This window comes from Azospirillum lipoferum (assembly GCF_024170005.1).
GTDB classification, from domain to species: domain Bacteria; phylum Pseudomonadota; class Alphaproteobacteria; order Azospirillales; family Azospirillaceae; genus Azospirillum; species Azospirillum lipoferum.
In genome coordinates this window covers 317,353-342,526 of record NZ_JALJXJ010000001.1, presented here as the reverse complement: position 1 = coordinate 342,526, position 25,174 = coordinate 317,353, and the positions used below count along the sequence as shown (strand labels likewise).

The 25,174-nt window shown below is 66.4% G+C and carries 25 protein-coding genes; 12 read left to right on the top strand and 13 right to left on the bottom strand.

Going from position 1 to position 25,174, the window contains the following annotated elements:
• The first annotated feature begins 198 nt into the window (after positions 1 to 198).
• Positions 199 to 2,301 (top strand): sodium-translocating pyrophosphatase, encoded by a 2,103-nt coding sequence (locus tag J2848_RS01675; protein ID WP_149230724.1) that lies wholly within the window; start codon positions 199 to 201, stop codon positions 2,299 to 2,301.
• A 46-nt stretch (positions 2,302 to 2,347) separates the two neighbouring features.
• Here the strand turns inward: J2848_RS01675 and nrdR are convergent, their stop codons facing one another.
• The 3 genes from nrdR to rpiB form a co-directional block, all read right to left on the bottom strand.
• Positions 2,348 to 2,815 (bottom strand): transcriptional regulator NrdR, encoded by a 468-nt coding sequence (gene nrdR, locus J2848_RS01670; protein ID WP_014247245.1) that lies wholly within the window; start codon positions 2,813 to 2,815, stop codon positions 2,348 to 2,350.
• 20 nt (positions 2,816 to 2,835) lie between these two features.
• Positions 2,836 to 4,137, bottom strand: a complete 1,302-nt coding sequence (glyA, locus tag J2848_RS01665) for a serine hydroxymethyltransferase (RefSeq protein ID WP_149230723.1) — start codon at positions 4,135 to 4,137, stop codon at positions 2,836 to 2,838.
• A gap of 135 nt (positions 4,138 to 4,272) precedes the next feature.
• Positions 4,273 to 4,710 (bottom strand): ribose 5-phosphate isomerase B, encoded by a 438-nt coding sequence (gene rpiB / locus J2848_RS01660; protein WP_149230722.1) that lies wholly within the window; start codon positions 4,708 to 4,710, stop codon positions 4,273 to 4,275.
• A gap of 582 nt (positions 4,711 to 5,292) precedes the next feature.
• Here rpiB and J2848_RS01655 point away from each other — a divergent pair.
• Positions 5,293 to 5,736: a Ros/MucR family transcriptional regulator gene (locus J2848_RS01655; protein WP_014247241.1), complete on the top strand. Its 444-nt coding sequence runs from the start codon at positions 5,293 to 5,295 to the stop codon at positions 5,734 to 5,736.
• 160 nt (positions 5,737 to 5,896) lie between these two features.
• Here J2848_RS01655 and J2848_RS01650 read toward each other — a convergent pair whose 3' ends face one another.
• Positions 5,897 to 6,388 carry a hypothetical protein gene (locus J2848_RS01650; protein WP_246193764.1) on the bottom strand — a complete coding sequence of 164 codons (492 nt, stop codon included), beginning with the start codon at positions 6,386 to 6,388 and terminating at the stop codon, positions 5,897 to 5,899.
• A 348-nt stretch (positions 6,389 to 6,736) separates the two neighbouring features.
• Positions 6,737 to 6,997 (bottom strand): DUF6898 family protein, encoded by a 261-nt coding sequence (locus J2848_RS01645; protein ID WP_149230721.1) that lies wholly within the window; start codon positions 6,995 to 6,997, stop codon positions 6,737 to 6,739.
• Positions 6,998 to 7,137: 140 nt separating this feature from the next.
• Here J2848_RS01645 and J2848_RS01640 point away from each other — a divergent pair, with 140 nt between their 5' ends.
• The 5 genes from J2848_RS01640 to J2848_RS01620 all read left to right on the top strand — a co-directional run bounded on the left by J2848_RS01640 (position 7,138) and on the right by J2848_RS01620 (position 10,297).
• Positions 7,138 to 7,650 (top strand): YciE/YciF ferroxidase family protein, encoded by a 513-nt coding sequence (locus tag J2848_RS01640; RefSeq protein ID WP_149230720.1) that lies wholly within the window; start codon positions 7,138 to 7,140, stop codon positions 7,648 to 7,650.
• Between the two features lie 126 nt (positions 7,651 to 7,776).
• Positions 7,777 to 8,196: a flagellar basal body-associated FliL family protein gene (locus J2848_RS01635; protein ID WP_149230719.1), complete on the top strand. Its 420-nt coding sequence runs from the start codon at positions 7,777 to 7,779 to the stop codon at positions 8,194 to 8,196.
• 45 nt (positions 8,197 to 8,241) lie between these two features.
• Entirely contained in the window at positions 8,242 to 8,652 is a 411-nt protein-coding gene (locus tag J2848_RS01630) for a hypothetical protein (RefSeq protein WP_149230718.1), read from the top strand.
• A gap of 7 nt (positions 8,653 to 8,659) precedes the next feature.
• Positions 8,660 to 9,127, top strand: coding sequence for a GNAT family N-acetyltransferase (locus J2848_RS01625; RefSeq protein ID WP_149230717.1), 468 nt, complete (start codon positions 8,660 to 8,662; stop codon positions 9,125 to 9,127).
• 228 nt (positions 9,128 to 9,355) lie between these two features.
• Positions 9,356 to 10,297: a methyl-accepting chemotaxis protein gene (locus J2848_RS01620; RefSeq protein WP_246193763.1), complete on the top strand. Its 942-nt coding sequence runs from the start codon at positions 9,356 to 9,358 to the stop codon at positions 10,295 to 10,297.
• Positions 10,298 to 10,339: 42 nt separating this feature from the next.
• On the opposite strand, the gene J2848_RS01615 is transcribed toward J2848_RS01620, so the two are convergent.
• From J2848_RS01615 to pdxH, 5 genes are all read right to left on the bottom strand, one after another.
• Positions 10,340 to 11,161, bottom strand: coding sequence for a universal stress protein (locus J2848_RS01615; RefSeq protein WP_149230716.1), 822 nt, complete (start codon positions 11,159 to 11,161; stop codon positions 10,340 to 10,342).
• 180 nt (positions 11,162 to 11,341) lie between these two features.
• On the bottom strand, positions 11,342 to 12,454 hold the full coding sequence (hypD, locus tag J2848_RS01610; protein WP_149230715.1) for a hydrogenase formation protein HypD: 1,113 nt from the start codon (positions 12,452 to 12,454) through the stop codon (positions 11,342 to 11,344).
• Positions 12,455 to 12,560: 106 nt separating this feature from the next.
• Positions 12,561 to 13,952, bottom strand: a complete 1,392-nt coding sequence (locus J2848_RS01605; protein WP_149230880.1) for a methyl-accepting chemotaxis protein — start codon at positions 13,950 to 13,952, stop codon at positions 12,561 to 12,563.
• Positions 13,953 to 14,202: 250 nt separating this feature from the next.
• A complete protein-coding gene (locus J2848_RS01600) occupies positions 14,203 to 15,126 on the bottom strand; it encodes a cation diffusion facilitator family transporter (RefSeq protein ID WP_149230879.1) in 924 nt (307 codons plus the stop codon).
• A 114-nt stretch (positions 15,127 to 15,240) separates the two neighbouring features.
• On the bottom strand, positions 15,241 to 15,849 hold the full coding sequence (gene pdxH / locus J2848_RS01595) for a pyridoxamine 5'-phosphate oxidase (RefSeq protein ID WP_149230714.1): 609 nt from the start codon (positions 15,847 to 15,849) through the stop codon (positions 15,241 to 15,243).
• A gap of 186 nt (positions 15,850 to 16,035) precedes the next feature.
• Between pdxH and J2848_RS01590 the strand changes: the two genes are divergently transcribed.
• From J2848_RS01590 to J2848_RS01580, 3 genes are all read left to right on the top strand, one after another.
• Positions 16,036 to 16,509 carry an RT0821/Lpp0805 family surface protein gene (locus J2848_RS01590; RefSeq protein WP_149230713.1) on the top strand — a complete coding sequence of 158 codons (474 nt, stop codon included), beginning with the start codon at positions 16,036 to 16,038 and terminating at the stop codon, positions 16,507 to 16,509.
• Positions 16,510 to 16,561: 52 nt separating this feature from the next.
• Positions 16,562 to 17,536, top strand: coding sequence for a DnaJ C-terminal domain-containing protein (locus J2848_RS01585; RefSeq protein WP_149230712.1), 975 nt, complete (start codon positions 16,562 to 16,564; stop codon positions 17,534 to 17,536).
• Between the two features lie 161 nt (positions 17,537 to 17,697).
• The gene (locus tag J2848_RS01580) at positions 17,698 to 18,084 is read left to right on the top strand and encodes a DUF805 domain-containing protein (protein WP_149230711.1); all 387 of its coding nucleotides are present in this window, start codon (positions 17,698 to 17,700) and stop codon (positions 18,082 to 18,084) included.
• A 3-nt stretch (positions 18,085 to 18,087) separates the two neighbouring features.
• Here the strand turns inward: J2848_RS01580 and J2848_RS01575 are convergent, their stop codons facing one another.
• Complete coding sequence (locus tag J2848_RS01575; RefSeq protein WP_149230710.1) at positions 18,088 to 19,446, bottom strand: YihY family inner membrane protein; 1,359 nt, start codon at positions 19,444 to 19,446, stop codon at positions 18,088 to 18,090.
• A 118-nt stretch (positions 19,447 to 19,564) separates the two neighbouring features.
• Between J2848_RS01575 and fabI the strand changes: the two genes are divergently transcribed.
• Together fabI and J2848_RS01565 are read left to right on the top strand one after the other, a co-directional pair.
• Positions 19,565 to 20,413 (top strand): enoyl-ACP reductase FabI, encoded by an 849-nt coding sequence (gene fabI / locus J2848_RS01570; RefSeq protein WP_149230709.1) that lies wholly within the window; start codon positions 19,565 to 19,567, stop codon positions 20,411 to 20,413.
• A 209-nt stretch (positions 20,414 to 20,622) separates the two neighbouring features.
• Positions 20,623 to 21,711 (top strand): hypothetical protein, encoded by a 1,089-nt coding sequence (locus J2848_RS01565; RefSeq protein ID WP_246193782.1) that lies wholly within the window; start codon positions 20,623 to 20,625, stop codon positions 21,709 to 21,711.
• Between the two features lie 87 nt (positions 21,712 to 21,798).
• On the opposite strand, the gene ftsH is transcribed toward J2848_RS01565, so the two are convergent.
• Both ftsH and tilS read right to left on the bottom strand, forming a co-directional pair.
• Positions 21,799 to 23,736, bottom strand: a complete 1,938-nt coding sequence (gene ftsH, locus J2848_RS01560) for an ATP-dependent zinc metalloprotease FtsH (protein WP_149230708.1) — start codon at positions 23,734 to 23,736, stop codon at positions 21,799 to 21,801.
• An 82-nt stretch (positions 23,737 to 23,818) separates the two neighbouring features.
• A complete protein-coding gene (gene tilS, locus J2848_RS01555) occupies positions 23,819 to 25,114 on the bottom strand; it encodes a tRNA lysidine(34) synthetase TilS (RefSeq protein WP_246193762.1) in 1,296 nt (431 codons plus the stop codon).
• Positions 25,115 to 25,174: the final 60 nt, after the last annotated feature.

Below are 25,174 nucleotides of genomic sequence, written 5' to 3'. Positions count from 1 at the left end.
ATCCCACCACTACCCACAAAGGCCAGGGTCACCCTCGGCCATTTCGCCGCGTCGCGTCCGCCCGTCCAGCGGTTGCAAAGCGGCGGGACCGGGCGCATGCTTTTCCCGATAATACTTGCGCCCGACTTCTCCCCCACTTGAATGCGTGGTGGGACCAGCCTTTCCGGGGCGCGTCCTTAAAAGCAATCGGGGGATGCGATGGCTCTAGCGTTCATCGTCATCATCGCCGCCGGCCTGCTCGCGCTGGCCTACGGTTTTCGTACCGGAAAAGAAGTCATGGCCGCATCGCCTGGGTCCGACCGGATGCAGGCCATCGCCGCCGCGGTGCAGGAAGGGGCACGCGCCTATCTGAACCGCCAATACACCACCATCGCCATCGCCGGAGTCGTCCTGCTGGTCATCCTGTGGGTGACGCTGGGCTTTCCGGTGGCGCTCGGCTTCCTGATCGGCGCCGTGCTGTCGGGCAGCGCCGGCTATGTCGGCATGAACGTCTCGGTCCGCGCCAACGTCCGCACGGCGGAGGCCGCCACCCGCGGGCTGGCTCCGGCGCTCGACATCGCCTTCAAATCGGGGGCGATCACCGGCATGCTGGTGGTCGGGCTGGGGCTGCTGGGTGTCGGCGGCTATTTCGGCATCCTGACGCTGGTCTACCATGTCAGCGATCCCGTCGAGGTCCGCACCGTGCTGGAGGCGCTGGTGGCGCTCAGCTTCGGCGCCTCGCTGATCTCCATCTTCGCCCGGCTGGGCGGCGGCATCTTCACCAAGGGCGCCGACGTCGGCGCCGATCTGGTCGGCAAGGTGGAGGCCGGCATCCCGGAGGACGACCCGCGCAACCCAGCGGTCATCGCCGACAATGTCGGCGACAATGTCGGCGACTGCGCCGGTATGGCCGCCGACCTGTTCGAAACCTACGCCGTCACCATCGTCGCCACCATGCTGTTGGCGGCGATTTTCTTTTCCGGCGGTGTCTTGCGGATGATGCTGGTCTATCCGCTGCTGATCGGCGCCGTCTGCATCCTGGCCTCGGTCGCCGGCACCTTCGCGGTGAAGCTCGGCCCCGACAACGCCATCATGAAGGCGCTCTACAAGGGGCTGATCGTCGCGGCCGGCATCTCGCTGGTGCTGATCCTGATCGTCACGGCGATCCTGTTCGGCTTCACCCGCGCCATCACCATGACCGACGGCGTGTCGATCACCGGCTTCAACCTGTTCGTCTCGGCCCTGGTCGGGCTGGGCGTCACCGGTCTGCTGGTCTGGATTACCGAGTTCTACACCTCCACCTCCTTCCGCCCGGTGCGCAGCGTCGCCAAGGCGTCGGAGACCGGGCACGGCACCAACGTCATCCAGGGCCTCGCCGTGTCGATGGAATCGACCGCCCTGCCGGTGATCGTCATCTGCGCCGGCATCCTGATCGCCCATGGGCAGGCCGGCGTCTTCGGCATCGGCATCGCCGCGACGACGATGCTGGCGCTGGCCGGCATGGTGGTGGCGCTCGACGCCTACGGCCCGGTCACCGACAATGCCGGCGGCATCGCCGAGATGTCGGACATGCCCGCCAACATCCGCGTCACCACCGACGCACTGGACGCCGTCGGCAACACCACCAAGGCGGTGACCAAGGGCTACGCCATCGGCTCGGCCGGTCTGGCCGCACTGGTTCTCTTCGCCGCCTACGTCCAGGATTTGGGCCATTACTTCCCGAACATTTCGGTCGAGTTCCGGCTGAACGATCCCTATGTCGTGGTCGGGCTGCTGGTGGGCGGCCTGCTGCCCTACCTGTTCGGCGCCATGGGCATGACCGCCGTCGGCCGCGCCGCCGGGTCGGTGGTGGTGGAAGTGCGGCGCCAGTTCCGCGAGATCCCCGGCATCATGGAGGGCACCGCCAAGCCCGATTACGGCCGCGCGGTGGATATGCTGACCAAGGCGGCGATCAAGGAGATGGTCATCCCCTCGCTGCTGCCGGTGCTGGCCCCGGTGGTTCTCTATGTGGTGATCGCCGCCATCGGCGGGCGGGCGGCCGGCTTCGCATCGCTGGGCGCCATGCTGCTCGGCACCATCGTCACCGGCGTGTTCGTCGCCATCTCGATGACGTCGGGCGGCGGTGCCTGGGACAATGCCAAGAAATACATCGAGGAGGGCAACCACGGCGGCAAGGGATCCGACGCCCACAAGGCGGCGGTGACCGGCGACACCGTCGGCGACCCCTACAAGGACACCGCCGGCCCGGCGGTGAACCCGATGATCAAGATCACCAACATCGTGGCGATCCTGCTGCTGGCGATCCTGGCCCAGTTCGGGTGAGGCATTGATGCGGGGCAGGGCAACCACCTGCCCCGCATCAGAACACTCACATCCCCGGCGACGCTTCCGGAGCCAGCTGCTCGACGAACTCGTTGAAGTCGGAGGCTTCGCGGAAGTCCTTGTAGACCGAGGCGTAGCGGATATACGCTACCTGATCCATCGTCTGCAGCGCTTCCATGATCTTCTCGCCGATCTGCTTCGACGGGATTTCGCTCTCGCCTGAAGATTCGAGCTGACGGACCATGCTGTTCACCACCCGATCGATGCGGTCGGCGTCGATCGGGCGTTTGCGCAGCGCGATCTTCATCGACCGCAGCAACTTCTCGCGGTCGAAGGGTTCGCGCTGGCCGTTGCTTTTCACCACCGTCAGCTCGCGCAGTTGGACGCGTTCGAAGGTGGTGAAGCGGGCGCTGCAACTGGGACAGAAGCGCCGCCGGCGGATTGCCGAGTTGTCTTCGGTCGGGCGCGAGTCCTTGACCTGGGTGTCCTCGTTTCCGCAGAACGGGCAGCGCATCTGTCGATCACCTTATCGGATCAGAGGGTCGGATAAATCGGGAACTGACGGCACAGACCGCGGACGCGCTCGCGCACCGACGCCTCGACCGCCGTGTTGTCGCCGGAGTTGCTGGCGGCCAGACCGTCCAGCGTCTCGACGATCATCTCGCCGACCTGTTTGAACTCGGCGACGCCGAAGCCGCGGGTGGTCGCCGCCGGGCTGCCCAGACGGACGCCGGAGGTGATCATCGGCTTCTGCGGGTCGAACGGCACGCCGTTCTTGTTGCAGGTCATGCCGGCATGCTCCAGGCTCGCTTCCGCCGCCTTGCCGGTCAGGTTCTTCGGACGCAGATCGACCAGCACGATGTGGCTGTCGGTGCCGCCCGACACGATGTCCAGCCCGCCCGCGATCAGCGTCTTGGCCAGGATCTGGGCGTTGTCGACCACCGCCTGGGCGTAGGTCTTGAACTCCGGACGCAGCGCCTCGGCGAAAGCCACCGCCTTGGCGGCGATGACATGCATCAGCGGGCCGCCCTGCAGGCCGGGGAACACCGCCGAGTTGATCTTCTTGGCGATGTCTTCCTTGTTGGTCAGCACCATGCCGCCGCGCGGACCGCGCAGGGTCTTGTGGGTGGTGGTGGTGACCACGTCGGCATAGGGGAACGGGTTCGGATAGACGCCGCCGGCGATCAGGCCGGCATAGTGGGCGATGTCGACCATGAAGATCGCACCGACCTCGTCCGCGATGGCGCGGAAGCGCTCATAGTCCAGAACGCGCGGATAGGCGGAACCGCCGGCGATGATCAGCTTCGGCTTGTGCTCGCGGGCCAGCGCCTCGACCTGATCGAAGTCGATCAGATGATCGTCCTTGCGGACGCCATACTGCACGGCCTTGAACCACTTGCCCGACATGTTCGGGGCGGCACCGTGGGTCAGATGGCCGCCGGCGGCCAGCGACATGCCCAGCACGCAGTCGCCCGGCTGCAGCAGAGCCAGCAGAACCGCCTGGTTGGCCTGGGAGCCGGAGTTCGGCTGAACATTGGCGAAGTCGCAGTTGAACAGCTTGCAGGCGCGCTCGATCGCCAGAGTCTCGGCGACATCGACGAACTCGCAGCCGCCGTAATAGCGCTTGCCCGGATAGCCCTCGGCATATTTGTTGGTCAGGACCGAGCCCTGCGCCTCCAGCACCGCCTGGGAGACGATGTTTTCGGACGCGATCAGCTCGATCTGCTCCTGCTGGCGCACCAGCTCGTCGCGCACCGCGCGGGCCAGTTCGGGATCGGTCTCGGCAAGCGAGGCGGCGAAGAAGCGGCCGATCTCGGCGGTGTTGCTGCTGGTCATGGCGGAAGATTCCTTAGGATCGAAGGGCGCAAAGCCGGTCGGAAGCCCGGACAGGTCGTTCCGGGAACTGTCGCATCCCGGTTGCGGGCCTCGGCGGCCGAATATGGGCCAAGGATTGGCGGCGCGGATACGCGCTCAGCCCATCTTGGCGATGCGGCGGCTGTGGCGCTCGCCGCCTTCGAAACCGGTCTTCAGGAACATTTCGACGCAATCCTTGGCGATCTCCGGCCCGATGACGCGGGCACCCAGCGCGATCACGTTGGCGTCATTGTGCTCGCGCGACAGCCGCGCGGTGGTCACGTCATGCACCAGCGCGGCACGGATGCCGGGATGGCGGTTGGCGGCGATGCTGATGCCGATGCCGCTGCCGCAGATCAGCACGCCGCGTTGCGCCCGGCCGTCGGTGACGGCGGCGGCCAGCGCCGCGGCGAAGTCCGGGTAATCGACCGAGGCCGGCCCGTCGGTGCCAAGATCGAGGACGGTGTAGCCGGCGCCCTCAAGCTGCCGGGCGATCTGAGCCTTCAGCTCATAGCCGGCGTGATCGGAAGCGAGTGCCACGGTGCGGACGGTCATGACGGCGGAAACTCCGGTGCGGGCGGTAACGGATGCACGATGCGCAACTGGGCCGGCAATGCGGCGAAAGACGCCGGCACCCTACCAGATGTCGGTGCCAACCGCCACAGCCACACCATGACGTGGATGCATAGCTAAATCCGGCACCGCCCGCCCGGCAGGCGGTTTCCGGCAACAGCCCCCTTGGCCCCTACGGAGCCCGCATGGCGATTCCTGAACCGGTCCACCGGCAGCGGGGCCACCGCCCCTACCACCGCGAAAGTTCGGTATCGATTTTCACCTCTTCGTTGCCGAAGGGCGGAAGCAAGGGAGATAGCCGATTCGTTATAGGAGCGGGAAATCGGTCAATTGCCGCAGCGGGGTCGGGGGAAAATCGCAAGCCGGCACTTACTAGACGTCCCTTAAAGCTGCGACACAGCCACAACCGCGCAACGATTTTCAGCGAAAGCTGATTTGCACGGCGTTCCTTTGTTCTGGCGGGCAAGAGCAACTAATTTGCTGCTTGCCGAAATTATATTGACACCCAAATCACGGTATGCAACTTGGTTCGTACGGACAAATGAAAAACCAGGACACAGTGCAATGAGCGACCAGCTTCGCGCCGATGTACCGGACAATGCGCTGCTGCGGATGACCGCCGACATCGTATCGGCGTATGTCAGCAAGAACGTGTTGCCTGCTCAGCAAATCCCCGACGTGATCAATACGGTCTACTCGTCGCTGACCGGTCTGAATGGTCAGCCTCGTGAGGTCGCGGCGGAACCGCTGAAGCCGGCCGTTCCGATTCGCAAATCGGTGACGCCCGAATACATCGTCTGCCTGGAAGATGGGAAGAAGTTGAAGATGCTGAAGCGGCATCTTCGTTCGACCTACAACATGTCGCCGGACGAATATCGCGCCCGCTGGGGACTTCCGCCCGACTATCCGATGGTCGCGCCGAATTATGCGGCACAGCGTTCGGAATTCGCCAAGCGCATCGGTCTGGGCCGCAGCTCCGGCCGCCAGACCCGCCGCAAGGCTGGTTGATCGAGAAAAGTCCGTATGCAATACGGGCCGATCCCTCAGGGAATCGGCCCGTATGCGTGTCCGGTCGACGGCAAAACCATCGAATTGGTTGAAGATGCGAATCGGTCGCGGTCGAACTGCCGCCCGAACTACCCTGGCAGCATCCTGAAAACAGCCGGCTTCAGTTGGCGCAGCCCTTCCGGCCTGACAGTCGGCAGTTGAAACGGTCGACGTTGCGGCTCAATTCCCGACCGGTCGCCACATTCTCTTCATTCAAACAGGTCAGATAAGCCATCGACTTGTCGACATACTCCTTCACCTCACCCTGACAGGACGACATCTTATCGGCACTGAGGAAGGTCGCCTGATCGTCCATGCACAGCGGCACACCCGGCTTCAGGCAGCCCGCAGCCGGCGTCGTCGGTTGAGGGGCGGTCGAGGTCGCTCCTCCGGCCGTCCCGGCGGAAGAGCCCGCACCGGGTGCCGACTGGCGGCTGCCATGCTCCTTGGCTCCATGGTCCGGCTTCTGGGTTGTCTGGGATGAAGCGGCCAGCGCCGCCTGCGGAGTCGCCAGCACCGGCAGGCCCGTAACCAAAGCGGTCGCCGTTACCGCCGCAGACATCAACGACACGCGCAGAAACGCCGTCACATCCACCACCCTGACACCCACCATGGCCTCAATCCTCTGGTGTTTCGTTCCTCTGCCCGAAGGCCGGCACGGAACATGGTCCAGCCGACACCCCCGCCTAAGCAGCCGATTGGCGCAGAAAAGGGGGCTTTTCTTATGCGCCATTCGTTCAGAGATGCGCGGTTCTACAAGCGTTACACCCCCTGCGCCAGTGTCAACGAGCAGGCATAGGTCTACTGTCGGGGTCGAGCGGTTCGCTCTACGACCGGTGGTCCGGCCCAGTGCCGGTATTGCCGGCGGAGGCATGCCGGCGCTCACCATCAGCAAAAGCCAGACTTCGATCCGCGCCGCCCGGCCCCGTCCGGCGGCGCGTTTTCTTTGCGCGACGCCGGGTCAATAGAGCCCGCCGCCCCGCTTCGCTCCAGGCTTGGGCGGCACCGATTTCGGCGGCTCCGGCTTGGCCGGCGACGCCGGGCCGGCGCCCTTGTTCTGGACAAAGCGCAGCTTGTTGATCGCCGTCCGCTTCAGCAACTCCTGGCTGCCGGTCGCCGGGCCGGCCACCGTCACTTCGACGCCGGTCTTCGCGTCGATCGCTGTCACCCGCAGGTAGCTGCCGACCCGCTGGAATTCGAACAGCACGTCTCCACCGGTCATGTTCCACGCCCTCCCCTGCCCGAAGGCCAATCCCCGTTCGAGACCGCAACACAAAGGCGGCGATCGCTGTTGTCCACGCTGCCATCCGGCGCGCAGGAGCCCCGCTCCGCCAACACCCACAGCGAGGAAGGACCACCACAATGGCCGCCAAGACGATGCAGGATCTGCTGATCGAGGATCTTCGCGACATTTACCACGCCGAGAAGCAGATCGCGAAGGCCCTGCCCAAGATGGCCAAGGCCGCCAGCTCCGACCAGCTGCGCCAAGCGTTCGAAACCCATCTGGAACAGACCAACGGCCAGATCGAACGGCTTCAGCAGGTGTTCGAGGAACTGGACACCCGCCCGCGCGGCAAGCATTGCGATGCGATGGAAGGGCTGATCAGCGAGGCCCAGGAAATCCTGGAAATGGGTCTGGCGCCCGAGGTGCAGGATGCCGCGCTGATCGCCGCCGCCCAGAAGGTCGAGCATTACGAAATCGCCAGCTACGGCACGCTGCACGCCTACGCCACCGCCTGCGGTCTCGACAAGGTCGCCCAGCTGCTGGACGAGACATTGCAGGAGGAAAAAGACACCGACACCCTGCTGAACAAGCTGGCGATCGGCGACGTCAACAAGAAGGCGATGGCGGCCAGCGGCAAGAAGGCCGCCTGATCGCGCAAGCCCTCTAATCCCCCGTGACCAATCGCCCCCGGCCCCGCATAGGGGCTGGGCCCCGGTTGCAAGCGCCGCGTCGGACCGGTAGCATCCCCGCCATCCGGTCCTTCGCGGTGTCCTGCCATGCGTGGCTTTCTGTCTGCCCTCTGCCTTGCCCTGTTTCTGACGCTGCCCTCGGCGCTGCCGGCCGCAGCGAACGAGGGGGCGGCGGGCGCCCTGCCGCCGTCGGTGCGGATCAAGCCGCTGATGGTCCCGGTGGTGAATGCCGGCCGGATCGAGAAATACACCCAGGTCGAAGTGAACCTCGAGGTCGGCGATGCCCTGAAGCTGGGCGAGGTGCAGCTCAGCATTCCCCGCCTGCATGACGCCATCCTGACCGCCATCTACAAGGGGGTGGACGAGGGATGGATCGTCCGCGGCAACATCGCCAACGTCCCCGCCCTGCGCCGCCGCATCGATGAATCGGTGATCGCCATGTTCGGTAAGGACGTGGTCACCCGCATCCTCATCACGCCCATCGCGCGGCAGTCTTCGCTGCAATAAACTCCGCAATAAACTCAACGGTTCCGCCGGAAGGATCGAGTCGTCATGGCCCTCGTCTATGTCGCGCGCAGTGCCGCCCTGACCAAATGGGCGTCCGACGTCGGACAGGGGAAACACATCTACAAATTGGGCGTGGCAGAGGACGAGGCCGCAGCCAAGGCCGCCATCGCCGCCGGCTGGGGCGGGGAATCCGACTGGAAGCTCGTCCAATCCAAGCCGGTCGAGGATCTGGACGAGGAAACCGCGCTGACCCGGCTCGGCCGGCGCGAGAAGGTGATCGACCCCACCTACTACCCGCGTCTGAAGGGCGCGGCCGGCGTGTTCCGCATCACCCTGACCAACGTGCAGAACAGCCTGCTGGTCGCCAAAGCGATGACCGCCGACGAGCCGCTGACCGAAGTCAAGGTGAAGCCCAAGGACATCGCCGACTACATGATCCGCAACGCCATCGCCTGAGCCTCCCGTGACGAACTTCCCGCCCGCCATCCGCCCTGTCGAATTCCACACCCTGACGCTGACCGAACTGCACGACCTGCTGGCCTTGCGCAGCCGGGTGTTCGTTGTGGAACAGAGGTGCCCCTATCCCGACATCGACGGACGCGACCCCGGGGCGCTTCACCTGATCGCGACGGATGCCGACGGTGCCATCGTCGGCTGCGCCCGCTGCCTGGACCCCGAAGGCGATGGCCCGGACTCACCGGTCTCCTTCGGCCGGCTGGCGGTCGATCCGTCGCAACGCTCGACCGGACTGGGACGGGCGCTGGTGGCGGAATCGCTGGCGGTGCTGGCGGACCGCTGGCCCGGCCGTGACGTGGTGATCGGCGCGCAGCTTTACCTGGAACGCTTCTACGGCAGCTTCGGATTGGTTCGCGACACCGAGCCCTACGACGATTTCGGCATTCCCCACATCGACATGCGGCTGCGCCGCTGATCCTGCGCCGCCGACCGCTCTCAATCGTCTATCCATCGCCGTCCGCGCATCGCCCGCACAGGGATGCAACACAATGCCTCTTCACATGCAAATGTTGCTGAACTTGGCGGATGCCCATCGTCGAATCAGCAACTATAAGTTTTATTCTATGGATTTTCGACCGGATATGCCGGCGGCGACCGCACGGTCGAGGTGCCCGGCGTCGGCCGCCGGGACGAGGTCGGAGCCATGGCCGACGCGGTGGATGTCTTCAAGCGCAACGCCCTCGAAGCCGACCGCCTCGCCGCCGTCCAGCGCGCCGAGGAGGAGGCCAAGGCCCGCCGCACTGCCCGGTTGGAGGAACTGATGCACGCCTTCGAAGGCAATGTCACCGCGGTGGTGCAAAGCCTGTCGGGTGCGGCAACCCAGATGCAGCAGTCGGCAGGCACGCTGAGCAGCACCGCCGACGAGACCAACCAACAGAGCACCACGGTGGCGTCGGCCGCTGAACAGGCATCCGCCAACGTCCAGACCGTCGCCGCCGCCGCGGAGGAACTGTCGTCCTCCATCGCCGAGATCGGCCGTCAGGTCACCCAGTCGACCCGTGTTGCCGAACAGGCGGTCAGCGGCGCCAGCCGCGCCAACGGCGTGGTTTCCGGCCTTGCCGAAGGCGCGCAGAAGATCGGCGAGGTGGTGGACCTCATCAACAACATCGCGGCGCAGACCAACCTGCTGGCGCTGAACGCCACCATCGAAGCGGCGCGCGCCGGGGAGGCCGGCAAGGGCTTCGCCGTCGTGGCGAGCGAGGTGAAGAGTCTGGCCAACCAGACGGCCAAGGCGACCGAGGACATCACCGGCCAGATCGCCACCATCCAGGGTGCGACGCGCGAAGCCGTTTCCGCCATCGAGGAGATCGGCCGCATCATCACCGAGATCAGCCAGATCTCCGCCACCATCGCCTCGGCGGTGGAACAGCAGAGTGCGGCGACGCAGGAGATCAGCCGCAACGTCCAGGAAGCGGCGCAGGGCACGCAGCAGGTCACCAGCAACATCGTCGGCGTCACCCGCGCCGCCGGCGACACCGGCCGTGCCGCTGGCAAAGTCCGCAGCGTCGCCGACCATCTGAGCACTGAATCCACCCGCCTGCGCCAGGAGGTGGAGAATTTCCTAAGCGGGGTGAAGGCGGCGTAAGGGATGGGAGGGGGTATCGAAGCCGACGCCCCCTCCTCAACCTCAGTGCGACAGCAGCAGCGGCACCGGGCAGGTGCGCAGGACATGCCGGGTCCCACTGCCGCGGTGCAGGAACGGGAAGCCATAATGGCCATGGGCGCCCATCACCAGCAGGTCGGCGCCGGTGTCCATGGCGCGGGCCAGCAGGGCGTCCATCGCACCGATGTCGGTCACGGTGAAATGGGTCTGCTCCGCCGTCACGCCATGGAAGGCGAGATGGTCGAGCACGCCGACCCGCGGCGCCTCCGGCGAAGACGACGAGGCCTGGGTCAGCACGGTGATGACCGTCACCGCGTCGGCCTTCTCCAGCATCGGCATGGCGTCCGACAGGGCGCGGGCGGCCTCGCGCTCGGCATTCCAGGCGACGGCGACGCGCTTGCCGATGGCGGCGAAGCGGCCGGCATAGGGGATGACCAGAACCGGGCGGCCGGAATTCAGCACCACCTGCTCGTTCAGTTCCTCCGGCGCCGCCTGAGATCCGGCGTCGCGGTCATACTGGCCCAGCACCGTCAGGTCGGCGAAGCGCGACCAGATGATGACCTCACGGATGACGTGGTTGTATTCGCCGTGGGTCAGGCCGTGCCAATGGCCCTGGAGTCCGGCGGCGGCGAGCTTTTCCTTGAACAGCGCCTCACTGCGGGATGCCGCCTCCACCAGATGGTCGCTCGACCGGCGGGCGATCACGCTGGTGGCGTTGCGGTCGCCCTGCGCGAACAGGCCGCGTAGGAAGGCGCCGTGACGCTGCGCCAGCGCGATGGCGGCATCGAGCCTCGCCTCGACATGCGGGCTGCTGTCGAGATGGACGAGGATGTGCTTGTAGGTCATGCGGGCCCTCCCGGTGTGAAATGCGATGTCTTGCGACGTCTGCCGTTCTCCGCGAAGCCGATCAGCGGCACGGCGGATTGTTTCATATGCATCATGTTTAACCGGGCGTCGCTCGTCCAGCAGCCTTCGCCCAGCCTGCGGCGAAAGGTCGCAAAGGGTAGGCCGACCGCCCGGAACCGATCAGGCGTCGCGGAACCGTCCGTAGGTGTAGTGCGCGGCACAGGCGCCCTCGGCCGACACCATGCAGGACCCCATCGGGTTTTCCGGGGTGCAGACGGTGTCGAACAGCTTGCAGTCGACCGGCCGCTTCACCCCACGCAGGATGGCGCCGCAATCGCAGCCCTTGTGATCGGGCACGCTGGCCCCGGCGATGGAAAAGCGCTGTTCCGCGTCGAAAGCGGCATAGGCCTCGCGCAGCTTCAGCCCGCTGTGCGGGATGCTGCCCAGGCCGCGCCATTCGAAGGATGGCCGGGTCTCGAAGATCTCCAGCACCAGCGCCTGGGCCTTGCGGTTGCCCTCGGCGGTGACGGCGCGGGTGAACTGGTTCTCGACCTCCGCCCGCCCGTCATTGATCTGGCGGACCAGCATCAGGATGGATTGCAGCACGTCGAGCGGCTCGAAACCGGAGATCACCACCGGCTTGCCATGCTCCACCGCGGCCGGGGCGTAGGCTTCGGACCCGATGACGACGGAGACATGGGCCGGCCCGACGAATCCGTCGAGCGACAGCCCCTCATCGGCCCCGGACAGGATGCCCTGGATGGCCGAGGGGGTAAGCACATGGTTGCAGAAGACGGAGAAGTTGGTCAGCCCCTGCGCCGCGGCGGCGCGGACGGCCAGCGCCGTGGGCGGGGTCGTCGTCTCGAAGCCGATGGCGAGGAACACCACCTGCCGGTCCGGATTCTCCGCGGCGATGCGCACGGCGGCGTCGGCCGACACCACCATGCGGACGTCGGCCCCCTGCGCCTTGGCCTTCAGCAGGCTGAGCCGGCCCGACCCCGGCACCCGCATCACGTCGCCATAGGTGCACAGCGTCACCTCCGGCCGGCGGGCGAGCGCGATGGCGTCGTCGATCCGCCCAACCGGCAGGACACAGACCGGGCAGCCCGGCCCATGGACCATCCGCACATTGCCGGGCAGCAGGTCGGGGATGCCGTAGCGCGAAATGGCGTGGGTATGGCCGCCGCAGAACTCCATCAGGTGATAGGAGCGGTCAGGCCGCACCTCCCGCGCAATGGCGGCGGCGACGTTGCGGGCAAGAACCGGATCGCGGAACTCTTCGACGTATTTCATGGTCGCTCCCTCTGCCCCGCCATTTCACCCGCAAGGCTGATCCCATGCGTTGATGCGGATCAAGAGGGAAGTCCGGGAAACCGTCCCGTCATGACACCTTGCCCAATCACACCTTATAGGCCAGCCGCAGCCCGCCCCAATGGCGGCCCCGCACGGTGACGGGGGCCGAGACGTCCTTCATCAGGGCGAATTTCCCGCCGCCCATGTCGCGTCGGTAGGTCTGCAGCAGGAAGGGCTTGGTGTTGCGGCCGGCGGCCAGACCGACGCGGTCGTTGAAGATGCGGCGGTTGCGGCAGTTGGCGGCGTTCCAGACCGGGTCGCGACCCTGGGGCTGGCTGAACTGCCGGTTGTGGGTGGGCAGATAGCCGTTCTCATCCACCGCAACGCAGAAGACGATGCGGCTGTTGGCCGACAGCACCGGCTCCTGAATGCCGGGCAGGATGCGGTCGCACAGCTGGGTGTAGCGGGTCATCACCTGCTGCGGGTCCGACCCGGCGACCGGCTGGTAGTTGCGGTCGAACAGGTCGGATTCACTGATGTCGCCACGCGACAGCGCCTCCTCGAAGGCGGCCGATACCTTGGCGGCAGCCTCCTTGACGGCGACGACGAAGGGGGTGTCGACCGTCTCGATGTTCAACTCTGCGGTGATGCCGATCAACCGCTCACTCATGCCGACCAGATTGTTCACCCGGTCGCGCGCCTGGGCCAGATTCTCGCTGGACAGCTTCACGCCCACCGCCAGATCGGCGATCTCGCGCTCCAGTTCCCCGCAATTGCCGCCGATCTCGGCCGACGCGGCATCGATCTTGTCGGTCTCGCCGTTCAGCTCGCGCATGGCGCGGCCGACCGTCTCGATCACTGTGCCGATGGCGGTGGTGCCCTCGCTGACCGCGCGGGCCTTGGTGGCGCTGGCGGCACTCTCCACCATCAGGCGCTGGGCCTGTTCGTTCAGCACCTTCAGCGTCGCGTCGATCTCCGTCGTTGCCTCGCTGGTCTTGGTCGACAGCGACTTCACCTCGTTCGCCACCACGGCGAAGCCGCGCCCGGCATCGCCGGCCCGCGCCGCCTCGATGGTGGCGTTCAGCGCCAGCAGGTTGGTCTGCTTGGCGATGGTGAAGATTTCCTTGGCGACCTTGCCGACGCGCTCCAGCGCGTCGCGCAGGCCGGCGATCTGCCCCTCGATCCCCGTCACCGACGACACCAGCGCATGGATGTCGGACAGCGACTGCTGCACCCGGTCGTGGGAGCTGTCGACCTCCTGCCGCGCCTGCTCGGTGACCGAGCGCGCGATGGCCGATGCCTGGGAAATCCGCTCGGTGCTGCGCGACATCTTGGCACCGGTGTCGCGCAGTTGGGTGAACACCTCCGACTGGTGGGTGACGCGGGCGTTCACATCCTCGATGTGGCCGGCGATATCCGCGATCTCGATGCCGAGATTGCCTGCCTCTTCCGCAATGTCCGCGATCAGATGCGGACGAAGCCCAAAGCCGCCATCCATATACGTCACCCATTTTTGCTGTTATGTAACCGAGCGCTTTCTCCCGAGAACTATTATTGCGCTTTTGATACAGAATCGCAACGAATGGGGCGACCGAGTCGGTCCCGGCACCCCTGTCCTTTGGTAGGATACCTTAAGGAGAAGCCACGCCTGTTGATTGTGCAGCAACCCAGCTTGGACGCGATATGCGGGTTATCCCGCAATACGGATCCGTATCACAGGACACCCGGCGCACCCGTCCGGCCAGCCGTCAGCCGGCGATCCGGTGGTCCAGCCGCTCGTCGGCCAGACCGGCCGGCTCCTGATGGACGATCACTTCCGAGTTGGCGAAGGCTCCGCGCAGCCGCATCTCGACCCGGTCGGCGATCTCGTGCGCGGCAGTCAGGGTCAGGCCGCCGTCCAGTTCCAGATGCAGTTCGATGAAACAGCCGGTCCCGGCGTTGCGGGTGCGCAGGTCATGCAGGCCGCGCACTCCCGGCTCGGCCCGTGCCAGTTCGACGATCCGGCCGCGGTCCTCCTCGGCCAGTTCGCGGTCCATCAGCACGTCCAGGGCATCACGCGCCACCCCGCGGGCGCCGTTCAGCAGGAACAGGGCGATGCCGATGCCGAACAGCGGATCGACCACGGTCAGCCCGGTCGCCTCGGTCAGCAGGATGGCGACGATGACTGCCCCGTTCATCAGCAGGTCGCCGGAATAATGCAGCCGGTCCGCCCCGATGGCGACGGAGCCGGTGGTGGCCTGCACCCGGCGCTGAAAGGTGATCAGCCCGGCGGTCAGCAGGATCGACAGCAGCATCACGGCGATGCCCATCGTCCCCTCGGCGATCGGTTCCGGCCGGACCAGCCGCCGCACCGCCTCGACGCTCAGCAGGACCGCCGAACCGCCGATGAAGGCGGCCTGGGCCAGGGCTGCCAGCGCCTCCGCCTTGCCATGGCCGAACCGGTGGTTGGCATCGGCCGGGCGCAGGGCGTGGCGCACCCCCAGCAGCGTCACCACCGAGGCCATCAGGTCGGTGCAGGAATCGATCAGCGACGACAGGATGCTGACCGATTCGGTCAGCAGATAGGCGCCCAGCTTCGCCGCGATGAGGGTGGAGGCCACTGCCACGCTGGCATAGGTGGCATAGCGGCGCAGGCGGTCCGCCGATGCCGCGTTTCCCGCATTGTCGTTCACACGGTCCCCCGATCGAATCACTTGGCCGCTCCCAGGGCCATCCTGGCCGGCGCGCGACCGTAGCGGCGCATCCTTACAGGTCGCTTACGGTCGGCGTCCGGTACAGTTCCGCCTTTACGGATAAAGATGCTCGGTGGTCCAACTTGGCGCATTGGCGTCCGTTCCTTCCGCGCGCTGGAACACCAGCCGGTCGTGCAGGCGGAACGGACGGTCGCGCCAGAACTCGATCCGCGACGGCAGGACACGGAAGCCGGTCCAGTGCGGCGGCCGCGGCACGGTGCCGATGGCGTATTTCGCGGCGAACTGCGCCACCCGTTTCTCCAGCTCCCACCGGCCCTCCAGCGGGCGCGACTGCAACGACGCCCAGGCGCCGATCCGGCTTTCGCGCGGGCGGCTTTCGAAATAGGCGTCGGCCTCGGCGTCGGTGACGATTTCCACCGGCCCTTCCACCCGCACCTGACGGCGCAGGCTCTTCCAGTGGAAGCACAGGGCGGCGTTCCGATTCGCCAGCAGCTGCGCGCCCTTGCGGCTTTCGGTGTTGGTGTAGAAGACGAAGCCGCGCGGATCGATCCCCTTCAGCAGCACCATCCGCACCGACGGGATGCCGCTGGCGTCGGCGGTGGCCAGCGCCATGGCGTTGGGGTCGTTGGGTTCGCTCTGCTCCGCCTCCTTCATCCATTCGGCGAAGAGATTATATGGATCGCGGTCGTTGCTGTCCGTCATGCCTGTGGTCCTGTTCCGATGAGTCCCCGGCCGCCGGAAGGTGGGCGCGGGGACGGGCTTCCGTGCAAAAGCGTAAGGGTCACAGCCTCATCACAATTCACAGCAAGCATAGGGTCGCTTATATCACTGTCCACCGCGAAGCCACCGATTGGCCGCCGCGGCAACCAACCTTTTCGAGGCGCAAGGATGTTCGTGAAGAAAGTCGTTCCGGCCGTGATCGTCGTGGGCCTGCTGGCCGGGTGCCAGACGGGCGGTCAGAAGGAAACGGTCGGCACGGTCGGCGGTGCGGTCGCCGGCGGCCTGATCGGTTCGCAGATCGGCGGCGGAACGGGCAAGCTGGTGGCGACCGGCGTCGGCACGCTGCTGGGCGCCTTCATCGGCCGCGAGGTCGGCAGCTCGCTCGACAAGGCCGATGCCGGCTATGCCGAGACCGCGGCCCGGCAGGCCTATGCCGCTCCGGTGGGCGACCGCATCAACTGGAACAACCCGCAGTCGGGCAATTCCGGCACGATCGTGACCACCCGCGACGGCTACAGCAACGCCGGCACCTATTGCCGCGAGTTCCAGCAGACCATCGTCGTCAAGGGCCGGACGGAGCAGGCGTACGGAACCGCTTGCAAACAGGCCGACGGTACGTGGAAGATCATCGGCAACTCGTAACATCACCGACCCGCAACCTTTAAGGCCCCCTTGGGGCGGGAACCCTCTGCCCGTGGCTACGCGCGATCCCTACAGCGTTCTCGGCGTCAGCCGGTCCGCCAGTGCCGACGACATCAAGAAGGCGTACCGCAAGCTCGCCAAGCAGCATCATCCGGATCTGAAGCCGGGCGATGCCGCCAACGAGGAACGGTTCAAGGAAATCTCGGCCGCCTACACGCTGCTGTCGGATGCCGAGAAGCGCGCCCGCTACGACCGCGGCGAGATCGACCCGTCGGGGCAGGAACGGCACGCGGGCTTCGGCTCGCGCGGCCGGACCGCCGGCAGCCGCGGCCGGGCCTATAGCAGCACCGCCGACGACAGCTTCTTCGGCGGCGGTGACGACTGGTTCTCCGACCTGTTCGGCGGCGGCCGGCGCCGCCCCGGCGGGCCGGGGGCAGGAGGTGGAGCGGGTGCAGGTGCGGGCGGCGGCTCCACCGGCCCGAAGGTGCGGGGCAGCGACATCTCCTATTCCGTCACCGTCCCCTTCGTGGAGGCGGCGAACGGGTCGAAGCGCCGCATCAACCTGTCCAACGGCAAGAGCATCGACGTCGCCATCCCGCCGGGGACGGAGAACGAGTCGAAGCTGCGCCTGAAGGGCCAGGGCCTGCCCGGCATGGGCGGCATGCCCAACGGGGACGCCATCGTCGAGGTGCATGTCGAATCCCACCCCTTCTTCACCCGGCAGGACAGCGACATCCATGTTGAGGTGCCGATCACCCTGAACGAGGCAGTTCTGGGGGCGACCGTCAATGTCCCGACGATCAGCGGCAAGGTCGCGGTGAAGGTACCGCCGGGCGCCAACACCGGCTCCGTCCTGCGACTGCGCGGCAAGGGCGTGGTCAATCAGGCCACCAAGCAGCCGGGCGACCAGTATGTGAAGCTGAAGGTCGTCCTGCCCGACCCGCCGGACGCCGAACTGGTCAAGTTCGTCGAACAATGGGCCAAGACCCGCAGCTACGACGTCCGCAAGAAGGCCGGGCTGGAGTAAGGGCACCACTTCCTCGGCGATATTCGCCCTCTCCCGCCCCGGAAGAGGGGGCTATATCCTGCGACACAGTGCGCCGATCCCGTAGCAGCATGTTGCACCCCGATGATTGCCTGTCGACCGTAGCCCCATCCAATCACGGGCGATCCACCGGGGAGAGGGCTATGGGATTCGTCGACGCTATCAAATCGGTGTTTTCCCAATATGTCGGATTCTCCGGCCGCGCCATGCGGTCGGAATACTGGTACTGGGTCCTGTTCAGCGTGCTGGTCAGCATCATCACCAGCATCCTCGACGCCATTCTCGTCGGCTTCGACGGCGCCAGCCCGCTGAACTCCATCGTCAATCTGGTGCTCCTGCTACCGGGCCTGGCCGTGTCGGTCCGCCGCCTGCACGACATCGGGCGGTCCGGCTGGTGGCTGCTGCTGGGCGTGGTTCCGCTGATCGGCTGGCTCGTCCTCATCATCTGGGCCGCGACCAAGGGCGATGCGACGGAGAACCGCTTCGGCCCGCCGCCACTGCCACCAATCGCCCTATCCGCCACGGCCTGACCGTTACTTCTTCACCGCCCGCAGCGGGACCGGCCCGGCAGTCCCCTGCCCCATCGGCTGCCCTTCGGGCGGCAGATCGTCGTTCAGCAGCAGCTTCAACGGCACGTTCAGCAGGTCGCTCTGCCGCGCTTCGGCGGCGTCCAGCAGGCGGGCGGTGCGTTCCTGCCAGGGCAGATCCAGTCCGCCCAGGCCGTGGACGGAGCCGCGCATGCCGATCCCCAACGCCTTCATCAGTTCCAGCAGGGTCGCCTCGCCCATGTCGCGTGTGACCACCCAGGCGTCGCGGGTGGTGTGGGCGACCCAATGGGCGTCGCGCAACTGTTCCAGGATGCCATCGATCAGCAGCGTGCCCACCGGTACCCGCCCGACCAGGGTGCGGCGGCGCATGCCGACTCCCAGCCGGCTCGCCTCCATCAGTTCATGCAGAACGGCCAGCGCCAGCGCCAGCCGCTGGGCCGGCAGCAGCCCCTCCATGCCGCCACGGGTGACCTTGCCCGCCCGCCATTCCGGCAGCGACGCGGTGACCACCGCACCGAACAGCACCGTCGACCAGGCGATGTAGAGCCAGAACAGGAAGATCGGCACCACCGACAGGGCGCCGTAGATGGTCTGGTAGGCCGGGTATTCCCGCATGTACCAGCCGAAGATCGCCTTCGACCCTTCCAGCAGGATCGAGCCGATCGCCCCGCCGCACAGCGCATCCAGCCAGAACACGTCCCGATTCGGGATCACTAGATACAGCAGCGAACAGCCGACCAGCTGCAAGGCGAAGGGCAGCAGCATGCCGATCCCCGCCAGCGGATGGACGACGCCCTCCAGATGCGCCACCTCCAGCGCCGTCCACAGCGTGCTGGACAGGGACAGGCTGGCGCCGGCGAACAGCGGGGTCAGCGACACCACCGCCCAGAAGGACAGGATGCGCGTCACGTAGGACCGCGGCTCGCGCACGCGCCAGACGGTGGCGAAGGACCCTTCGATGGTCCAGATCAGCAGCACCGCCGACACCGCCAGCCCGATCACGCCGAAGATCGGCATCTGCCCGGCATTCGCCATGAAGCGGCCGAGATATTCCAGGATCGCGTCGCCGATCTCCGGCACCAGATTCTTCACCAGCGCGGTCTGGATGCGCGACTGCAAGGCGCTGAAGGCCGGAAAGGCGGAGAAGATGGCGAAGCCGATGGTCATCATCGGCACGATGGCCAGCAGCGAGGTGTAGGTCAGCGCCGCCGCGGTCTGGAAGCAGTTGTCGTTGTAGAAGCGCAGCATCGAGTGGCCGAAGAAGCCACCGAGCTCCCGCAGGCCGGTCAGGATGCGGCTGCGCTCATCCTCCTCGCGTCCGGCACTGTCCTTAGGGGGAGCCATGCGTCGCCTCCTGCGGCAGGACAGCCCGCGTCGGTTTGACCGTTGGGCGCTTTCGTGTAGGATGCGCGGCACTTTTCGCGGCTGGAGCCGCAGCACATCCGTCGTTCACGAGGTTCCGATGTCCAATCCGATGCCGCTCATGGCCGGCAAGCGTGGCCTGATCATGGGCGTGGCCAACGATCGTTCGATCGCCTGGGGGATCGCCTCCACCCTGGCCCAGCACGGGGCGGAGCTTGCCTTCACCTACCAGGGTGACGCGCTGCTGAAGCGGGTGAAGCCGCTGGCCGAGCAGGTCGGCGCCAAGCTGGTCCTGCCCTGCGACGTGACGGACGAGGCCAGCATCGACGCGACCTTCGCCGCCATCGAACAGGAATGGGGCGGGCTGGACTTCGTGGTTCATGCCATCGCCTTTTCCGACAAGAACGAGCTGGACGGGCTGTACCTGGACACGACGCGGGCCAACTTCCTGCGCACCATGGACATCTCCTGCTACTCCTTCACCGCGGTGGCGCAGCGCGCCGTGCCGCTGATGAAGGACGGCGGCAGCCTGCTCACTCTATCCTACTATGGCGCCGAGCGCGTCATGCCCCATTACAATGTGATGGGTGTCGCCAAGGCGGCGCTGGAGGCCAGCGTGCGCTATCTGGCAGTCGATCTGGGTGGCCGCAACATCCGTGTCAACGCCATCTCCGCCGGTCCGATCAAGACTCTGGCCGCCAGCGGTATCGGCGACTTCCGCTATATCCTGAAGTGGAACGAGCTGAACGCCCCGCTGAAGCGCAACGTCACCATCCAGGAGGTCGGCGGCGCCGGCCTGTTCCTGATGTCCGATCTTGGCAGCGGCGTCACCGGCGAGGTGATGCATGTCGACAGCGGCTATCACACCGTCGGCATGGTCGCGGTGGATGAGGCGGCCGAAGTCGCCAGCCTGCTCGGCTCGCTGGGCGGCACCCCGAAGGCCGGCTGAGGGCCTGCCGGCTGGACGGCCGACAATGCCGGCAATCGCATGATGAAGAGAGGGATCGGTCCGCCGATCCCTCTTTGCGTTTGCGAAAGCGGCGTTTATGATTTGAGCAATATTCGCGGGATTGGGTAATATTCATGCGCGCTCGCAAGAAAATGGACTCGGTTTCTCCGATCCTTGAGCAGATCCTTTATGGCGGGTCCAGCGTGTCGATGAATCTCATCGCCATCACGCGGGAGATCCCCGAAGAGCAGCGCATGTTCAAGGCGCAGGGCCTGAACAACTGCATCCTGTTCAAGTACCCGAACTTCGATGACCGCGACGACGACGGTGGCGATCCCATCGCCGAGGACGAGGATCTGGAAGGCGGCGAGCGCCCGGTGGAGACCGGCATCTATGTGCCGCACAACGCCCGCGCGCCGGAAGCCGGCGGCATCGCCATCTATCTGCGTGGCCGCAACGCCGAATCGCTTCTGGAGGAGCAGTTCGGCATCAAGCATGGGCCACAGGAAAACGGCATCATCGGCGACATGAAGATGCTGCAGATGATCGACGACGTGCCGTCGCTCGACGCCTTCCTGCTGAAGACCTGCTTCGAGGCGGAGAAGATCGCCGTCGATCCGCGCCACTGGTTGATCTCCAACGAGGAAGACCACCAGCTCCGCCGGTTGATCCGCGCCCGCATCGAGCCGATCGTCCGCAAGGCGCTGTCGGGCAGCCAGGGCAGCGCCCAGAGCATCGAGCGCTTCCTGGAAGCGATCTGGAACCCCAACCTGGAAGAGGCCGGCCTGTTCGTCTCCGCCTTCGGCATCGAACGGTCGGAAGCCGACACCATCTTCAGCGCGTGGAAGGGCACCACCTTCTACGAGTACCAGCTGCGCCGCATCGCCCCGCGCGCCCGCACCATCCTGACGTGGCTGAAGTCGCGCGAGTGCATCCCGGTCGACATCCGCATGCACAAACCCTACGAGACCCAGCTGCTGATGCACATCGAAAAGGTGGGCAAGCTGCTGGAAACCACGCTGCTCGACATCCGCACCATCCTGTCGGACTACGAGACCTCCTTCAGCAGCTTCATGAACGGCCAGCCGGAGCCCTTCCGCGACTATCTGCGCAGCATCCGCTCACGCTACTGGCTGCTCGGCTACTGCGTATCGGCCCTGACCAGCGTCGCCCATCTGGACGCCCGCTGCATGAAGAACACGCCGTCGCGCAAGCTGTACTTCGAAGGCATGCAAAAGCTGCTGCGCCAGTTCGACGTGGCGCTGGACCGCCGCCGCGAACAGAAGGGGGCGCTCTGAGCAGTTCCTGTCCGAATCGAAATCTACCAAATAAAAAAGGCGGCGCCTCGCAGCGCCGCCTTCTTCATTTCGGAAGCTCGGAACCCGTCAGGTGCCCTGCGGTTCCGGACCCATGCCGCCGCTCTCCTGCCCGGTGCTGGGCGGGACGGAGGAGCGGCGGCCGGTGCCGGTGGTCGGACGCGGCGGGACGGCCATCGTCTCGCGCTCGTCGTCGCGCAGGATCGGTTCGCCGCGCAGCAGACGGTTGATCTCGTCGCCGCTCAGCGTCTCGTACTCCAGCAGGCCCTTGGCCAGGGTGTGCAGCTGATCGATGTTCTCGGTCAGGATGGTCCGGGCGCGGTCGTAGGCTTCGTCCACAATGCGGCGGATTTCCTCGTCGACCAGCTGGGCGGTGCGATCGGACATGTTCTTGTGCTGGGTCACCGAATGACCCAGGAACACCTCCTGCGTCGGCTCGCCGTAGAGCAGCGGGCCGAGCTTGTCGCTCATGCCCCACTCCGTCACCATCCGGCGCGACATCTCGGTCGCCATCTTGATGTCGCCCGAGGCGCCGGTGGTCACCCGCTCCTTGCCGAAGATCAGCTCCTCGGCGATGCGGCCGCCCATGGCGACGGTCAGGTCGGCCAGCAGCTTGGCCTGCGACAGGCTGATGCGGTCGCCTTCCGGCAGGCGCATCACCATGCCCAGCGCACGGCCGCGCGGGATGATGGTCGCCTTGTGGACCGGGTCGCTGTCGGCGCAGTGGATGGCGCAGATGGCGTGGCCGGCCTCGTGGTAGGCGGTCAGCTTCTTCTCGTCCTCGGTCATGACCATGGAGCGGCGTTCCGCACCCATCATGACCTTGTCCTTGGCGGCCTCGAACTCGGACATGCCGACGACGCGCTTGCCGATGCGGGCGGCCAGCAGGGCGGCCTCGTTCACCAGGTTGGCCAGATCGGCGCCGGAGAAGCCGGGGGTGCCGCGGGCGATGACCTTGGCGTCGACGTCCGGCGACAGCGGGACCTTCCGCATGTGGACCTTGAGGATCTTCTCGCGGCCCAGCACGTCGGGGTTCGGCACCACGACCTGACGGTCGAAGCGGCCCGGACGCAGCAGCGCCGGGTCGAGAACGTCCGGACGGTTGGTCGCGGCGATCAGGATCACGCCCTCGTTCGCCTCGAAGCCGTCCATCTCGACCAGCAGCTGGTTGAGGGTCTGCTCGCGCTCGTCGTTGCCACCGCCCAGGCCGGCGCCGCGATGGCGGCCGACAGCGTCGATCTCGTCGATGAAGATGATGCAGGGGGCGTTTTTCTTGCCCTGCTCGAACATGTCGCGGACACGGGACGCACCCACGCCGACGAACATTTCGACGAAGTCCGAACCGGAGATGGTGAAGAACGGCACATTGGCTTCGCCAGCCACCGCACGGGCGGTCAGCGTCTTGCCGGTACCCGGCGGGCCGACAAGCAGGCAGCCCTTCGGGATCTTGCCGCCCAGCCGCTGGAACTTCTGCGGGTCCTTCAGGAACTCGACGATTTCCGTCAGCTCCTGCTTGGCCTCGTCGATGCCGGCGACGTCGTCGAAGGTCACGCGCCCGACCTTCTCGGTCAGCAGGCGGGCCCGCGACTTGCCGAAGCCCATGGCCTTGCCGCCGCCGGACTGCATCTGGCGCATGAAGAAGATCCAGACGCCGATCAGCAGAAGCATCGGGAACCAGGACAGCAGCACCGAGAACAGCGACGGCACGTTGCTATCGTCGGGGACCGCGTTGATCCGGACGTTCTTGTTGGTCAGGCGCTCCACCAGACCCGCTTCGGGCGGGACATAGGTGCTGAAGGAGCGGCCGTCGGAGAAATGGCCCGAAACCTGGTTGCCCTTGATCGTCACGTCGGCGACCTGGCCCCGGTCCACTTCGGCGAGAAGCTCGCTGAACGGAACGGTCGTTTGCGGGCTGCGGGTGGAGGAACTCTGGAACAGGTTGAACAGGGCTACGAGGAGCAGCCCTATGATGATCCAGAGCGCGAGGTTCTTGCCGAAATTGTTCACGTCACACGCCTTTCTGCGAACCCATCGCCATGCGGTGCGCCGACAAGGCCGCACCCCGGACTCCTACGGGCACGTTCCCTGATTAAATAATGCCGTCCTGGTCCGAAACAACCGTAAAAGCTGGTCTTCCCAACGACGAAAGCGGACGAAACTTCGCGCGGTCCACCGGCTCCTGTCCATCCGCGACCAACCCGTAGCACATGCCAATCATCGGCACACCAAGCAAATCCGCGGCCGACCAAAGGCTTGGCAGCGATTCCCGCACCGGAACCGGCAGGTCGGGAAGCCTCTCCGGCGCCAGCCGACCTGCCCATTTGCGCCAGCCGGCAGCTCCCAGCGCCGCGACCGTGACGGGCTGTTTCCACCGCGACGACACCCGCAGGTCGAATCGGCCGTCCCACAGAATCGACGCACCGGGCGTCACGGTCAGCCGCTCGGTCACCGCCACGGGTTCGCGCGCGATCATGACGGCGCCTCGCCGCATCCGCACGACGCAGCCACCCAACGTCCCACCCTGCCCGTGCGCCAGCCCGCCGAGCAGCCGCTCCAGCGCCTCGTCGCGCACCGGATGCGGTCCCCCGACCACCGCCAGCGCACGGCCCAGCGCCCGCAACCCAATCTCTGCCGGCGCGGCCAGCAGAGGAGCGGGCGTCAGCGTGATCCAGCCCTCCGGATGAATGGTCGCGGTCTCCGCCAGCAGCCCAGCCGTCGCCTGTTCCAGCGCCGCACGGGCACGCCCGGCCCGGCGGGCGACCTCGCCCAACCGCTCGCCATCGAGCCCCTCCCCGCCCAGCAGGGCGCGGGCGGCGCGCAGGCGGGCGCGGGCAAAGCGGGGATTATGGTTGGAGGGATCCTCGATCCAGTCCACGCCTTCGGCGCGGCAGGTCGCCAGCAGCCGGTCGTGGGAAAAACTCAACAACGGCCGGATCACCCGCACCGCGCCATCTGTACGGACAGGCGCCATCCCGGCCAGCCCGTCGATGCCGGAGCCGCGGGCCAGCCGCAGCAGAACGGTTTCCGCCTGATCGTCGCGATGGTGGGCAAGCGCCAGATGCAGGATGCCCACCTCAGCGCAGGCCGCGCCGAGCAACCGGTGCCGCGCCGCCCGCGCCGCCGCCTGAAGCCCGGCAGACGGCTTTGCCCCCTCCCAGCGCAGGATTCGATGGGGAACGCCAAGCCGGGCCATCGCCTGCCCGACCGCCGCCGCCTCGTTGGTGGACTCGGGCCGCAGTCCATGATCGACGGTCAGCGCCAGCAGGCTTCCGCCCCGCTCCGCGACCCAATGCCGCAGCAGCAGGACCAGCGCCACGCTGTCGCCGCCACCGGAAACCCCAACCGCAATGGCCGGTGTCGCCTCGAATCCGCCCAGCGCCGCCAAGGCACGGGCGAACTCCTCCGGAAAGACTGGCCGATCATCGGCAGACCCGTTTCCGGAGTC